Genomic DNA, 15,021 nt, shown 5'->3' on the forward strand with positions numbered 1-15,021 from the left:
ACCGCTACTCCTCGGGCTTGTCCCGTCGCTTCAGGTAGCGCTCGAACTCACGGGCGATCGCCTCGCCGCTGGCCTCGGGCAGCTCCGCGGTGTCCTGGCTCTCCTCGAGGCCGCGGACGTACTCCGCGACGTCCTCGTCCTCCTCGGCGAGCTCGGCGACGCCGCGCTCCCAGGCCCGCGCGTCCTCGGGCAGGTCTCCCAGCGGGATGCCGGTCTCCAGGAGGTCCTCCAGCTGTCCCAGCAGCGCCAGCGTCGCCTTCGGGCAGGGCGGCTGCGGCAGGTAGTGCGGGACCGCTGCCCAGAAGGACACGGCGGGGATGTCCAGGCGTCCGCAGGCGTCCTGCAGCACGCCGATGATCCCGGTGGGTCCCTCGTAGGTCGCGGGCTCCAGCTTGAGCCGGTCCTCGAGGTCGAGCTCGGTGGCGGTGCCGCTGACCTGGATCGGCCGGGTGTGCGGGGTCTCGGCCAGCAGCGCCCCCAGGGTCACCACCAGCTCGACGCCCAGCTCGTCGGCGCACGCGAGCAGCTCGGCGCAGAACTGGCGCCACTTCATGTTCGGCTCGATGCCGCGCACCAGCACCACGTCACGGTCCGCGCCGGTGGGCCGGGCCACGTAGACCTGGCTCGACGGCCAGGTGATCCGGCGCATCCCCTCGTCCGTCGTACCGATCATGGGGCGGTTCACCTGGTAGTCGTAGAATTCCTCCGGATCCACGGCAGCCACCAGGCGGGCCCCCCAGACGTCGATCAGGTGGTCCACCACCCCGGAGGCAGCGCAGGCGGCGTCGTTCCAACCCTCGAACGCAGCCACCATCACCGGGCTGACGAGGCGGGGCACGTCGTCGATCTCGATCACGTGCCAACCCTAGGACTCCTACCCAGGGAGCGGGGTGGCCACCATGTGAAAATGGTCTGTCCCGGGTCGGTCCGCTACCTAGGCTTGGGGTTCCTCGACGCACCGGAGTACATCTGTGAGCAGCACCAGCAAGTCCGAGCACGAGACCGGCCGCGAAGCCAATGGCCGAGCGTCGCTCGAGCGACCGGACGCCACGGAGGCGCTCACGTCCCTGCTGAGCGAGCGCATCCTGGTCATCGACGGCGCGATGGGCACGATGATCCAGGGCCACGGCCTCGACGAGGACGGCTACCGCGGTGAGCGCTTCGCCGACTGGCCCAGCGACGTACGCGGCAACAGCGACCTGCTTAGCCTGACCCAGCCCGACATCATCCGGTCGATCCACCGGGAGTACCTCGAGGCGGGTGCCGACGTGGTCGCCACCAACACCTTCAACGCCCAGCGCATCTCCCAGGCCGACTACGGCATGGAGGAGCTCTCCTACGAGCTCAACTACGAGTCGGCCCGGCTGGCCCGCGAGGCCGCCGACGCCGTCACCGAGACCGACCCCGAGCGCCCGCGCTTCGTGGCCGGGGGACTGGGCCCCACGAACCGGACCGCCTCCATCTCGCCTGACGTCAACGACCCCGGCTTCCGCAACACCAGCTTCGAGCAGCTGGTCGAGGCCTACTCCGAGCAGGCCGCCGGCCTGGTCGACGGCGGTGCCGACCTGCTGCTGATCGAGACGATCTTCGACACCCTGAACGCGAAGGCGGCGATCTTCGCCCTGGAGACGCTGTTCGAGGAGCGGGGCCGGCGCTGGCCGGTGATCGTGTCCGGCACGATCACCGACGCCTCCGGGCGCACGCTCTCGGGCCAGGTGACCGAGGCGTTCTGGAACTCCGTGCGGCACGCCCGTCCCCTGGCCGTGGGCCTGAACTGCGCGCTGGGCGCAGCCGAGATCCGTCCCTACCTGGCCGAGCTCTCTCGGGTGGCCGACTGCTTCGTGCACTGCTACCCCAACGCCGGGCTGCCCAACGCCTTCGGGGAGTACGACGAGACCCCCGACCAGATGTCGGCCGTGCTCGAGGAGTTCACCACCGCCGGCCTGGTCAACCTCGTCGGCGGCTGCTGCGGCACCACCCCGGGCCACATCTCCCGGATCGCCGAGGTCGTCGCGGGCGCCGAGCCGAGGGTCCCTGCCGAGCCCGAGCCGGCGATGCGTCTCTCCGGCCTGGAGCCGCTGAACATCACCGAGGACTCCCTGTTCGTCAACATCGGCGAGCGCACCAACATCACCGGGTCGGCGAAGTTCCGCAACCTGATCAAGGCCGGCGACTACACGACCGCGCTCTCCGTGGCCGCTCAGCAGGTCGAGGCCGGCGCGCAGGTCATCGACGTCAACATGGACGAGGGGATGATCGACGGCGTCGCGGCGATGGACCGCTTCACCAAGCTGATCGCCGGCGAGCCCGACATCAGCCGGGTCCCGGTGATGATCGACTCCTCCAAGTGGGAGGTGATCGAGGCCGGCCTGCGCTGCGTGCAGGGCAAGTCGATCGTGAACTCGATCTCGATGAAGGAGGGCGAGGACGCCTTCCGCGAGCACGCCCGACTCTGCCGCAAGTACGGCGCCGCCGCCGTGGTGATGGCCTTCGACGAGGAGGGACAGGCTGACAACCTCGAGCGCCGCAAGCAGATCTGCGAGCGGGCCTACCGGATCCTCGTCGACGAGATCGGCTTCCCGGCCGAGGACATCATCTTCGACCCGAACTGCTTCGCGCTGGCCACCGGCATCGAGGAGCACGCCAACTACGGCGTGGACTTCATCGAGGCCACCCGCTGGATCAAGCAGAACCTGCCGGGGGCGCTGGTCTCCGGCGGCATCTCCAACGTGTCGTTCTCCTTCCGCGGGAACAACCCGGTGCGCGAGGCGATCCACTCGGTCTTCCTGTTCCACGCGATCCAGGCCGGGCTCGACATGGGCATCGTCAACGCCGGTGCCCTGGTGATCTACGACGAGATCGAGCCCGAGCTGCGCGAGCGGATCGAGGACGTCGTGCTCAACCGGCGCCCCGACGCCGCCGAGCGGCTGCTGGAGATCGCCGAGGCCCACCGGGGGAGCGGGGAGAAGCAGGAGGCGGCCGTCAGCGAGTGGCGCTCGCTGCCGATCGGCAAGCGGATCACCCACGCCCTGGTCAAGGGCCTCGACGCCCACGTCGAGGAGGACACCGAGGAGCTGCGGGCCGAGATCGAGGCGCGCGGCGGCCGTCCCATCGAGGTGATCGAGGGACCGCTGATGGACGGCATGAACGTCGTCGGCGACCTGTTCGGCGCCGGCAAGATGTTCCTGCCGCAGGTGGTGAAGTCGGCCCGGGTGATGAAGAAGGCCGTGGCCTACCTGATCCCGTTCATCGAGCAGGAGAAGCTCGACAAGCCGGAGTACGCCACCGCCAAGGACACCAACGGCACGATCGTGATGGCCACCGTCAAGGGCGACGTCCACGACATCGGCAAGAACATCGTCGGCGTGGTGCTGCAGTGCAACAACTACGAGGTGATCGACCTCGGCGTGATGGTGCCCGCGCAGAAGATCCTCGACAAGGCCAAGGAGGTCGACGCCGACCTGATCGGCCTCTCCGGGCTGATCACCCCCTCGCTGGACGAGATGGTGCACTTCGCCGGGGAGATGCAGCGCCAGGGACTCACGATCCCGCTGCTGATCGGGGGAGCCACCACCTCGCGCGCCCACACCGCGGTCAAGGTGACCCCGCGCTACGAGGGCCCGGTGATCTGGGTCAAGGACGCCTCCCGCTCCGTTCCCGTGGCCGCAGCCCTGCTCTCGCCCGAACAGCGCCCCAAGCTGCTCGCCGACACCGAGGCCGACTATGACTCGCTGCGCAAGCGGCACGCCGCCAAGAACGACCGGCCGCTGCTCCCCCTCGAGGCGGCCCGGGCCAACGCGACGCCGGTCGACTGGTCGGCGTACACCCCGCCGGTGCCGGCCATGGGGACCACCACCCGGGTCTTCGAGGACTACGACCTCGCCGAGCTGCGCGAGTACATCGACTGGCAGCCGTTCTTCAACGCCTGGGAGATGAAGGGCAGGTTCCCCGACATCTTGAACAACCCGGCGACGGGCGAGGCGGCGCGCAAGCTCTACGACGACGCCCAGAGCATGCTCGACGCGATGATCAAGGAGAAGTGGGTCACCGCCAACGGCGTGATCGGCTTCTTCCCGGCGAGCGCGGTCGGCGACGACATCGAGGTCTACCGCGACGAGGACCGCACCGAGGTGCTCACCACGCTGCACCACCTGCGCCAGCAGGGTGAGCACCGCGAGGGCGTCCCCAACCGCTCCCTCAGCGACTTCGTGGCGCCCAAGGAGACCGGGCTGCGCGACCACGTCGGCGGGTTCGCAGTCACCGCCGGGCTCGGCGGCCAGGACAAGATCAAGGAGTTCAAGGACGACCTCGACGACTACAGCGCGATCCTGCTGGAGTCCCTGTGCGACCGGCTGGCCGAGGCGTTCGCCGAGCGGCTGCACCAGCGGGTGCGCACCGAGCTGTGGGGCTACTCCGACGACGCGGGCCTGGACAACGAGGCCCTGATCGCGGAGAAGTACACCGGCATCCGGCCCGCGCCGGGCTACCCGGCCTGCCCCGAGCACACCGAGAAGCGCACCCTGTGGGAGCTGCTCGACGTGCAGGAGCGCACCGGGATCGAGCTCACCGAGTCGATGGCGATGTGGCCCGGCGCCTCGGTGAGCGGCTGGTACTTCTCCCACCCGCAGTCTCAGTACTTCGTGGTCGGTCGCCTCGCCCGCGACCAGGTGGCGTCGTACGCCGAGCGCAAGGGCTGGACCCTGGCCGAGGCCGAGCGCTGGCTCTCGCCCAACCTCGGCTACGACCCGGAGGACTGAGCAGGCGGCCCGATGGACGCTACGAGGTCTCGGTGAGGCCTTGTTGCCTGGGGACGAGCACCTGTTCGTAGATGAGGTGCAGTCCGGCCGCGACCGGGATAGCGATCAGCGCCCCGACGACTCCGAGGAGCGTGCCACCGGCGAGGACGGCGAGAATCACGACGATCGCGGGGACCTCGACGGCTCGGTGCATGATGCGCGGGGAGAGGACGTAGGCCTCGAACACGTGGTAGGCGATGTAGTAGCCCAGTGCGACGACAGCGGTGATCGGGCCGACGGTGAGTGCCACCAGGGTGACCAGGACCGCGCCGATCACGGTGCCGATGATGGGAACCAGGGCCAGGAGCCCGACCAGCACCGCCAGCACGACGGAGAACGGCAGGCCGAGGATCAGCATCATGATGTAGGCAAGCACCCCGTTGATCACGGCTACCGTCGTCTGCCCCAGGACGTAGCCTCCTACGCGGCGAGACATCTCCTCACCCAGGAACACGACGCGAGCACGCCGCCTCTGTGGCACCAGCTTGTACCCGGCGGCCTTCACCGCGGGGAGTGCCACCATCAGGTAGAGGGTCAGGACCAGCACCGTCACCACGGCGACGACGCCGTCCACGACAGCCTTCCCCGCACCCACGACTCCTCCCAGCACGGAGGTGGCGCTCAGACCGTCCAGGGCCGAGAAGGCCTGATCCCGGGCTTGAGCAGCAAGATGGAATCGCGAGTCGAGGTCGATCACGAACGGTTCGTGCTGCAGGTCGTCGAGATACTTCGGTGCCCCGCGGACCAGAGCGTCGGCCTGGTCGATCACCGGGGGCACCACCAGGAGGCCGACAAGAGCGACGAGCAGCACGAGCGAGGTCATCACTGCCAGTACCGCCCACCCCCGCCTGAGGCCGTGACGCATCAGCCAGGCCACGAGGGGTTCCAGTCCCAGGGCCAGGAAGACCGAGAAGACGATGAAGACGAGGATCTGATGCAGCTCGAGCAGCACGTGGACCAGCCCGTAGGCAAGGAGCAGACCCAGTCCGGCCATCAAGCCAGTGCTGAAGGGAGACCGGCGCAGCGGTGAACCCGGCGCGCTTGCCTCCGTCCCGCCGAGGTCCCCAGAAGCGGCGGCAGCGATCAGAGCTTCTGTCTCCTGGTCAGCGCGCGCAGTCTCCTCCTCCACCTGGCTCGGCCCGGATTCAGGATCGGGGCCAGGCTCGGATCCAGGGTCGGTTCCGGGCCGGCGAGGATCGTCTACAGGATCCGCCACGAGGTGACCTGCCTCTCCGGCGTGACTGGAGCGCCCGTGCTTCCGCCACCAGACTGCCGGTACCCGATGGACCCTGTGTGGTAACCGCCCGCAGGTGAGACGGGCCGCTCCCATGCTGATTGCGCATGCTGTGCACCCTGGTTCTAGGGTGGTTCGTCGCACGGCACGTGCGTGGAGTTCTTCGGAGGGCGTTCTGAGTACCGACTTTTCTCGTGTTCCTGCAGGTCAGGCACCAGGTGGCACGTCCGGGCTGCCAGCCGCCGTGCTGTGGGACATGGACGGCACCCTGGTCGACACCGAGCCCTACTGGATGGAGTGCGAGTTCGCGCTCGCCGAGAAGTACGGCGGTACCTGGTCCCAGGAGCACGCGCTGGCCATCGTCGGTGGTGACCTGACCGACTCGGCCACCTACATCCGCGAGCACATGGGGATCGACCGCACCCCGCGGCAGATCGTCGACGAGCTGCTCGACGGCGTCATCGAGCGGGTCGAGCGCCGGGTGCCCTGGCGGCCGGGGGCGCGCGAGCTGCTCGCTGCCCTGCGTGACCTGGAGGTGCCCTGCGCCCTGGTCACGATGTCGTGGCGGCGCTTCGTGGAGCCGGTGCTGCGCTCGCTCCCGGAGAACTCCTTCGACGTGCTGGTCTGCGGTGACGAGGTCTCCCGCGGGAAGCCGCACCCGGAGCCCTACCTGCGCGCGAGCGAGCTGATCGGCGCCGCGCCTGCGGACACCGTGGCGATTGAGGACTCACCGACCGGCGCGGCCTCGGCCCTCGCCGCCGGTTGCCGCGTCCTCGTCGTGCCCAGCCACGTGCAGGTCCCTGCCCGGGACGGGATGGTCCTGCGCGAGAGCCTGCTCGGCCTCGCCCCCGAGGAACTGGTCGGCCTGCACGCCTGAGGGTTCCGCGACCGGCAGGGGCGGCGGTTCGTTGCCGTACGCCGGGCAGAAGGCCCGGTAGCTGCACCACCCGCAGGCCGGTCCGGGGCTGGCCAGCCACTCACCAGCGGCGCGAGCCTCCTCCATCGCCCGCCACAGGGCCTCGACCAGCCGCTCGGTGGCCCGCAGGTCCTGCTCGTCGGGCCGGTAGCTGACCACCTGCCCGTCCGCGAGGTAGATCAGCTGCAGCAGGGCCGGGACCACCCCGCGCGTGCGCCACAGCACGAGTGCGTAGAAGCGCATCTGGAACAGCGCCTTGCTCTCGTAGCCGACGCCGGGGGAGCGGCCGGTCTTGTAGTCGACCACCCGCACCGCACCGTCCGGGGCGACGTCGATCCGGTCCACGAACCCGCGCAGCAGCAGCCGGGAGTCCAACAGGGCCTCGACGTAGACCTCCCGCTCGGCAGGCTCGAGCCGCCGCGGGTCCTCGAGGTCGAAGTACCTCCGCAGGCTCTCGCGGCACGACGCCAGCCAGGCCGTGAGCTCGCCGCCGGCGCTGGCCTCAGCCCCGGCACCGTCCCGGTCCCCGGCGAACATGGCGCCCAGCTCCGGCTCCAGGTCCAGCACGTGGTCCCAGGCGTCCTGGACCATCGTCTCGGCCTGTTCGGGCGTGCGCTGCTCCGCGGGGAGGTCGAAGAGGTCCTCGAGGACCTTGTGCACCACGGTTCCGCGTACGGCGCCGGGCGAGGGCACCTCGGGGAGCCGGTCGATCGTGCGCAGGCGATACATCAGCGGGCACGCCTTGAAGTCCCCGGCGCGGCTCGGCGACAGGGAGCCGAGCACCCGCTCGCCGTCGACCGGCGTCCCGATCCGGGCGTGAGACTGGGCCTGCTGCATGGCCTCACAGTAGGTCGCTGCTCCGACAGGTTCGACCCGCGCTAGCGTTACGGGGTGAGCGCACACGACGGGCCCCCTGGATCGGGCGGCGGCCCGGGTCGTTCGCCGTACCCTCCGGGCACGCTGCGCATCGGTTCCATCGCCGGAGTGGACGTGCTGGTCCGCTCGTCCTGGCTGCTGGTGGCCCTGCTGATCGCGGTCCTGCTGGCGCCCCGGGTCGAGCAGGTGCAGCCCGGCCTAGGCGCGTTGAAGTACGTCGCGGGCGTGGCGTTCGCGGTGCTCCTCTACCTCTCCGTGCTGCTGCACGAGATGGCGCACGCGCTGATGGCGCAGCGCCAGGGACTCGGCGTCCGCTCGATCACCCTGCACTTCCTGGGCGGCGCGACCGAGATCGACTCCGAGACCCGCACCCCGGGCGAGGAGTTCAAGGTCGCGGTCGTCGGTCCGCTCACCTCGATCGTGATCGGCCTGGCTGCCGTGGCGCTGTGGTTCGTCACGCCCGACGGCCTGCTCCGTCTCGCCGTGGAGGGACTGGCGGGCGCCAACCTCGTCGTCGGCGTGCTCAACCTGGTCCCCGGGCTCCCGCTCGACGGGGGCCGGGTGCTCAAGTCGGCCGTCTGGGGCGTCACCAAGAGCATGCACCGTGGCACGATCGTGGCCGCCTGGGGCGGCCGCGTGGCGGCGGTGCTGGTGCTGGGCTGGCCGCTGCTGGCCGGGACCCTGCTCGGGACCACGCCGGACATCTTCGACTACCTGATCACCTTCATCATCGCCTCGTTCCTGTGGTCCGGCGCGACCGCGTCGCTGATGAACGCGCGCCTGCGCAGCCGTCTGCCCGCGTTGCAGGCCCGTCCGCTGGCCCGCCGTGTCGTGGTGGTCCCCGCCGACGTGCCGATCGCCGAGGCCGTACGCCGGGCCCAGGAGGCCGGCGCCGGCGGCATCGTGGTGCAGGGGCGCGATGACCGGCTCAGCGGCGTGGTTAACGAGACCGCCCTGCTCGCCACCCCCGAGGAGCGGCGCGCCTGGGTGCCGGTGAGCTCGCTGGCCCGCACGATCGAGGACGGCATGGTGCTCAGCGCCGACCTCACTGGTGAGGAGCTTGTCCGGGCGATGTCCCGGACCCCCGCCGAGGAATACCTGCTGGTCGAGCCCGACGGCGCCGTCTTCGGCGTACTGACGACCAAGGACGTGGATCGAGCCTTCGAGGAGGGCATTCGCAAGTGAGTGACATAGAGGCATCCGACGCACCCGACTGGTCGGGGGTGCGCCGCGGGCCACTCAGGCCGGGGGAGTGGGTCCGGCTCGTCGACGCCAAGGGGCGCCGGCACAACATCTGTCTGGAGGAGGGCAAGAGCTTCCACACCAACCGTGGCGGGCTCTCCCACGACGACATCATCGGGCGCGAAGAGGGGTTCACCCTGACCTCGACGTCAGGGGGCGAGTACCTCGTGTTCCGCCCGCTGCTCAACGAGTTCGTGGTCTCGATGCCGCGCGGGGCCGCGGTCGTCTACCCCAAGGACGCCGCCCAGATCGTCGCGATGGCCGACATCTTCCCGGGCGCCCACGTGGTCGAGGCAGGAGCCGGCTCGGGCGCACTGACCTGCTCACTGCTCCGGGCCGTGGGCCCGACCGGCAGGGTCTCCTCCTTCGAGCGGCGCGAGGACTTCGCCGACGTCGCCCGCCGCAACGTCAACCAGTTCTTCGGTGGTGAGCACCCGGCCTGGAACCTCACCGTGGGGGACCTGGTCGAGGAGCTGCCGGCGGTGGAGCAGCCGGGCACCGTGGACCGCGTGGTCCTGGACATGCTGGCCCCCTGGGAGTGCATCGACGCGGTCGCCGACGCCCTGGTCCCGGGCGGGATCGTCGTGGCGTACGTCGCCACCACCACCCAGCTCGGGAAGGTCGTGGAGACCCTGCGTGCCCACGGGGAGTTCACCGAGCCGCAGCCCTGGGAGACGCTGGTGCGCGAGTGGCACGTAGAGGGTCTCGCGGTCCGTCCCTCGCACCGGATGAACGGTCACACCGGGTTCCTCGTCACGGCCCGCCGGATGGCTCCGGGCAACACCGCACCGGTCAAGAAGCGTCGGCCGGCCCCGGGCGCCTACGGCGTCGACTACGAGGGCCCGCGGCCGGTGGGCCTGCCTCCGCAGCCCGCCTAGGTGTGCGACTAGCGGCGGCGCCGGGCAGGGCCCTTCTGTTGCAGATCGGCAACGTCGGCAATGAGACACGGCCGTATCCACTTGGGTTGTGGGCGCAGCCGAGTAGGGTCGAAATCCAGCCCCAGCCCATCCGGAGGTGGTTCACGTGCCTGAGTCAGGTGCCGAACAAGGACCGACCACTGCCCAGCTCCTGAACCAGGTCGCCTACCTGGAAGCGGAGGTCGCGGACCTGCGCCGTCGTCTCGTCGAGGCGCCGGGCACCGCCCGTGCCCTCGACCAGCGGCTGCTCGACGCCCAGCGCACCCTGGCAGGGGTCACCTCCCAGAACGAGAGGCTGGTCCAGACGCTGCGTGAGGCTCGCGACCAGATCGTCACCCTCAAGGAGGAGGTCGACCGGCTCGCCCAGCCACCGACCGGCTTCGGCACCTTCCTCAAGCGCAACGACGACGACTCCATCGACGTCTTCACCGGCGGCCGCAAGCTGCGGGTCAACGTCAGTCCCTCGGTCGACCTCGACGCGTTGACCAAGGGGCAGGAGGTGATGCTCAACGAGGCCCTCAATGTCGTCGCGGCACTCGACTTCGAGAAGGTCGGCGAGGTCGTGATGTTCAAGGAGGTCCTCGCCGACGGTGAGCGGGTCCTCGTGATCGCGAACGCCGACGAGGAGCGGGTCGTGCGCCTGGCCGCGCCGCTGCGCGACGTCACCCTGCGCGCCGGCGACTCCCTGCTGCTGGACTCCAAGTCCGGCTACGTCTACGAGCGGGTGCCGAAGTCCGAGGTCGAGGAGCTCGTGCTCGAGGAGGTCCCCGACATCGACTACCGCTCGATCGGCGGGCTGGCCGGACAGATCGAGCAGATCCGCGACGCGGTCGAGCTGCCCTACCTCCACCCCGAGCTGTTCAAGGACTACCAGCTCAAGCCACCCAAGGGCGTGCTGCTCTACGGCCCTCCCGGCTGCGGCAAGACCCTGATCGCGAAGGCCGTGGCCAACTCGCTGGCCAAGAAGGTGGCGGAGAGGACCGGTCAGTCCGGTCGGTCGTTCTTCTTGAACATCAAGGGCCCCGAGCTGCTGAACAAGTACGTCGGCGAGACCGAGCGGCACATCCGGCTCGTGTTCCAGCGGGCGCGGGAGAAGGCCAGCGAGGGCACGCCGGTGATCGTGTTCTTCGACGAGATGGACTCGCTGTTCCGCACCCGCGGCTCGGGGGTCTCCTCGGACGTCGAGAACACGATCGTGCCGCAGCTGCTCTCGGAGATCGACGGTGTGGAGGGTCTGGAGAACGTCCTGGTCATCGGCGCCTCCAACCGCGAGGACATGATCGACCCGGCGATCCTGCGCCCCGGACGGCTCGACGTGAAGATCAAGATCGAGCGTCCCGACGCGGAGTCGGCCAGGGACATCTTCACCAAGTACCTCACCGCCGAGCTGCCGTTGAACGCCGACGACCTCGCCGAGTTCGGGGGCGACCGCGACGCGACCGTCGCGGGGATGATCACCGCCACCGTCGAGCGGATGTACACCGAGTCCGAGGAGAACCGCTTCCTCGAGGTCACCTACGCCAACGGGGACAAGGAGGTCCTGTACTTCAAGGACTTCAACTCCGGCGCGATGATCCAGAACATCGTGGACCGGGCCAAGAAGATGGCGATCAAGGACGTCCTCGACCACGACCGTCCCGGACTGCGGGTCCAGCACATGCTCCAAGCGTGCGTGGACGAGTTCAAGGAGAACGAGGACCTGCCCAACACCACCAACCCCGATGACTGGGCGCGGATCTCGGGCAAGAAGGGTGAGCGGATCGTGTTCATCCGGACGCTGATCACCGGCAAGCAGGGCACCGAGCCCGGCCGCTCCATCGACACCGTGGCCAACACCGGGCAGTACCTCTAGGACCTCTGGGCAGACACGACGAAAGGCGCCGACCAGGTGGTCGGCGCCTTTCGTCGTGCTCGGCCCCGTTGCCGGGGTCCGTTGCTCGGCCCGGGGGAGCGGTCAGCCGTTGGGGGTCATGTTCTTGAACACGCCCTTGCCCCAGGGGATCGTGTTGCCCGAGGGCATCGCGCGCCCCTCTGTGGAGTGGCTGCCGTAGCCCGGCGGGTGCGAGGACTTCTGCGCCCAGGTGCGGTTGAAGTTGCGGTGGTGCGCCTGGACGGTGCCGTAGTCCCTGACCTGGGTCATCTGCTCGTCGTTGTAGAACGCCGCGTTGCTCCAGTTGGCGGCGCCCGCGAACGTCAGGTAGTTGGCCCGGTAGCCGCCCCAGTTGCCGGCGATCGTGAGCCACTTGCTGTGGTTGTACTTGGTCACGATGCGCTTGCTGTTGGTGATCACCGACTGCTTCATCGGCACAGGCCCCCGGCCGCTGCCGCTGCGCAGGATCGAGAGGATCGGGCGGGTGGAGACCGCGTAGATGATCTTGAGGTCGCAGCCGGCGTTCCACAGTGAGCGCAACTTCTTGGCGATCCAGGTGCCGCGCTTGTCGTAGAGCGCGTAGATCGAGACGCGGACCTGGGTCCGACCCTTGCCCGAGAGGCCGGCGCCGGTGCAGGTGGTCTGGTTCAGGGCCTGCATCACCGGGTCGTTCGCGGCGTTGGTGCCGTAGCGGGGGAAGAACAGGCTGGTGACGTTGCCGGCCGGGTAGACCCGGTAGGTCGAGCGCTGGGGCCTGGCCAGGCGGGCCTCGCGGTAGATCGTGAGGAACTGGTTGTAGATCTGCGCGGAGTGGTAGGTCTGGGCCTCGTTCCACTGGCCCCGCACCGCGAAGTTGGTCAGGTTCGAGGAGGTGGACATGACCACGTTCTTGACGTGCTTGGCGCCCACGTTGTTGAACAGGAAGAACTTCGAGTGCGGCGTACCGCCCCGTCCACGGCAGGCGCCGGGGCACGAGCGGGCGAAGCTGACCTTGTCGGTGGAACCCGCGACGCCCCGCTTGTAGTAGGCGGTGCCGAGGTTCTTGCGCAGGAACTTCCACGACTTGTGCTTCTTGTTGGCCTTGGCTGCGGCGAGGACCTGGACGCTGACGCCCCGCTTGTGGGCGGCCACGAGCGCCTTGGCGATCCCCATGTCGTTGAAGGTCCAGGTCGCGATGCGGATCGAGCCGTTGCCGGCCGCCGGCAGGCGGTGGGCGTCGCGGTAGCCACCCCAGGTGCTCTGGATGGTGCCCAGGACGCGGTTGCGGATGGCGACCTTGTCGGCCTTCGAGCCGTTGGGGAAGGTGAAGGCGGACCCGGGAGGCATCACGTAGTTGCGTGGAGGGGTGCCCCAGACTGCGGCCTTGACGGCGATCGAGGGCTGGCTCGGGCTGATCGCGGCGGGTGCGCCTGCAGCCTCGGCGACCGATCCGGTGACGGTGAGCGTGCTGACCATCAGGGCCAGGCTGGCCAACGAGGTGATGCTTCGGCGTGTGAACAAGGTGATGCCCCCAGAGGAAAGAAACCGAGATGCCCGCTCCGGGGCACCCGAAACCTAACATGTGGGGGCCCTCAGCAATCCATTTCCAGTCTCACGATGGAGTCTTCCCGGGCACTCGCCGGGGTCCCACGTACGCTCGCCACGTGAGCGTGCACAGGGTCATGGGGACAGAGACCGAGTTCGGCATCTCGGTGCAGGGACACCCGCACGCGAACCCGATGGTCGCCAGCACCCGCCTGGTCAACGCCTACGCCTCGGCGACGCTCAAGGCCCGCCGCGCCCGGTGGGACTTCGAGGAGGAGTCCCCGCTGCGCGACGCCCGGGGCTTCGACATGTCGCGGGAGAACGCCGACCCCAGCCAGCTCACCGACGAGGACCTCGGACTGGCGAACGTGATCCTGACCAACGGCGCGCGCCTCTACGTCGACCACGCCCACCCGGAGTACTCCAGCCCCGAGTGCACCACGCCCCTCGACGTGGTCCGGTGGGACAAGGCGGGGGAGCAGATCGCCCTGGACGCGTGCCGGTTCGCCTCCACCGGCGGCCAGGGGGACCAGGGCGACCTGCTGCTGTACAAGAACAACACCGACAACAAGGGCGCCTCGTACGGCGCACACGAGAACTACCTCGTCCGGCGCTCCACACCCTTCGGCGACATCGTCCGGCACCTGACCCCGTTCTTCGTCAGCCGCCAGGTGGTCTGCGGCGCCGGCCGGGTCGGGCTGGGACAGGACGGGCAGGGCGACGGCTTCCAGATCAGCCAGCGCGCGGACTACTTCGAGGTGGAGGTCGGACTCGAGACCACCCTCAAGCGGCCGATCATCAACACCCGGGACGAGCCGCACGCCGACCCGGAGAAGTACCGCAGGCTGCACGTCATCCTGGGCGACGCCAACCTCGCGGAGATCTCCACCTACCTCAAGGTCGGGACCACAGCCTTGGTGCTGAGCATGATCGAGGACAGGTTCCTGACCACCGACCTGAGCGTCTCGCGCCCGGTGGCCTCGCTCAAGCACGTCTCCCACGACCCGGGGCTGACCCACCTGCTCGAGGTCGGCGAGGGCCGCACGATGACGGCGGTGCAGCTGCAGTGGGAGTACTTCCACCTCGTCCAGCGCTACATCGCCGAGCGCCGCGGGGGCGAGGCCGACGCCGCCACCCGCGACGTCCTCGAGCGGTGGGAGTCGGTGCTCACCCGGCTCGAGCGCGATCCCTTCGAGTGTGCCGACGAGCTCGACTGGGTGGCCAAGCTGAGGCTCCTGAACTCCTACCGGGACCGCGACGGGTTGTCCTGGTCCGACGCCAAGCTCCACCTCATCGATCTCCAGTACGCCGACCTGCGGCCCGAGAAGGGGCTCTACCACCGGCTCCTCAAGCTCGGCCGGATGAAGCGGCTCGTCGACGACGCAGCGGTCGAGGAAGCGATGCACGAGCCTCCGGAGGACACCCGCGCCTACTTCCGCGGACGGTGCCTGAGCAAGTACTCCGACAGCATCGCCGCGGCCTCCTGGGACTCGGTGATCTTCGATCTCCCGGGGCACGAGTCACTGCAGCGGGTCCCGACCATCGATCCGCTGCGCGGCAGCAAGGCGCACGTGGGGGCGCTCCTGGACAGCCACGACACCGCGGCCGGGCTGTTCGAGGCCCTGACCAGGGGACGCTGAGCCCAC

The 15,021-nt window shown here is 69.3% G+C and carries 9 protein-coding genes and 1 pseudogene; 6 read left to right on the forward strand and 4 right to left on the reverse strand.

What is annotated here, in order from left to right; all coding sequences use genetic code 11:
- Positions 1 to 4 precede the first annotated feature (4 nt).
- Positions 5 to 856: a PAC2 family protein gene (locus tag AC4BGC_RS09100; protein WP_490555264.1), complete on the reverse strand. Its 852-nt coding sequence runs from the start codon at positions 854 to 856 to the stop codon at positions 5 to 7.
- 115 nt (positions 857 to 971) lie between these two features.
- Here AC4BGC_RS09100 and metH point away from each other — a divergent pair, with 115 nt between their 5' ends.
- A complete protein-coding gene (metH, locus tag AC4BGC_RS09105; RefSeq protein WP_490555265.1) occupies positions 972 to 4,757 on the forward strand; it encodes a methionine synthase in 3,786 nt (1,261 codons plus the stop codon).
- Positions 4,758 to 4,776: 19 nt separating this feature from the next.
- Here metH and AC4BGC_RS09110 read toward each other — a convergent pair whose 3' ends face one another.
- Complete coding sequence (locus tag AC4BGC_RS09110; RefSeq protein ID WP_490555266.1) at positions 4,777 to 5,790, reverse strand: AI-2E family transporter; 1,014 nt, start codon at positions 5,788 to 5,790, stop codon at positions 4,777 to 4,779.
- A gap of 496 nt (positions 5,791 to 6,286) precedes the next feature.
- On the opposite strand from AC4BGC_RS09110, the pseudogene AC4BGC_RS09115 reads away from it, so the two are divergent.
- Positions 6,287 to 6,763 (forward strand): annotated as a pseudogene (locus tag AC4BGC_RS09115) (HAD family hydrolase); the annotation flags it as partial.
- Here AC4BGC_RS09115 and AC4BGC_RS09120 read toward each other — a convergent pair.
- Entirely contained in the window at positions 6,758 to 7,783 is a 1,026-nt protein-coding gene (locus AC4BGC_RS09120) for a RecB family exonuclease (protein ID WP_490555267.1), read from the reverse strand. The pseudogene AC4BGC_RS09115 and the gene AC4BGC_RS09120 overlap by 6 nt on opposite strands.
- 54 nt (positions 7,784 to 7,837) lie before the next feature.
- Here AC4BGC_RS09120 and AC4BGC_RS09125 point away from each other — a divergent pair, with 54 nt between their 5' ends.
- From AC4BGC_RS09125 to arc, 3 genes are all read left to right on the forward strand, one after another.
- Positions 7,838 to 9,007: a site-2 protease family protein gene (locus tag AC4BGC_RS09125; protein ID WP_490544154.1), complete on the forward strand. Its 1,170-nt coding sequence runs from the start codon at positions 7,838 to 7,840 to the stop codon at positions 9,005 to 9,007.
- Complete coding sequence (locus AC4BGC_RS09130; protein WP_490544153.1) at positions 9,004 to 9,942, forward strand: tRNA (adenine-N1)-methyltransferase; 939 nt, start codon at positions 9,004 to 9,006, stop codon at positions 9,940 to 9,942. The genes AC4BGC_RS09125 and AC4BGC_RS09130 overlap by 4 nt, the downstream gene beginning before the upstream one ends.
- A gap of 145 nt (positions 9,943 to 10,087) precedes the next feature.
- Positions 10,088 to 11,833, forward strand: a complete 1,746-nt coding sequence (arc, locus tag AC4BGC_RS09135; protein ID WP_490555268.1) for a proteasome ATPase — start codon at positions 10,088 to 10,090, stop codon at positions 11,831 to 11,833.
- A 102-nt stretch (positions 11,834 to 11,935) separates the two neighbouring features.
- On the opposite strand, the gene AC4BGC_RS09140 is transcribed toward arc, so the two are convergent.
- A complete protein-coding gene (locus AC4BGC_RS09140) occupies positions 11,936 to 13,306 on the reverse strand; it encodes a phospholipase D-like domain-containing protein (RefSeq protein ID WP_490555269.1) in 1,371 nt (456 codons plus the stop codon).
- A 188-nt stretch (positions 13,307 to 13,494) separates the two neighbouring features.
- Between AC4BGC_RS09140 and dop the strand changes: the two genes are divergently transcribed.
- Positions 13,495 to 15,015, forward strand: a complete 1,521-nt coding sequence (gene dop, locus AC4BGC_RS09145; RefSeq protein WP_490544150.1) for a depupylase/deamidase Dop — start codon at positions 13,495 to 13,497, stop codon at positions 15,013 to 15,015.
- Positions 15,016 to 15,021 lie beyond the last annotated feature (6 nt).

This window comes from Nocardioides sp. Z38_18, assembly GCF_058215695.1.

What these genes read in the sequence shown, in the direction of transcription:
- AC4BGC_RS09110 (WP_490555266.1), bottom strand. Translation starts at nt 5,790, where the DNA reads ATGGCCGGACTGGGTCTGCTCCTTGCCTACGGGCTGGTCCACGTGCTG.
- AC4BGC_RS09120 (WP_490555267.1), bottom strand. Translation starts at nt 7,783, where the DNA reads ATGCAGCAGGCCCAGTCTCACGCCCGGATCGGGACGCCGGTCGACGGC.
- AC4BGC_RS09140 (WP_490555269.1), bottom strand. Translation starts at nt 13,306, where the DNA reads ATGGTCAGCACGCTCACCGTCACCGGATCGGTCGCCGAGGCTGCAGGC.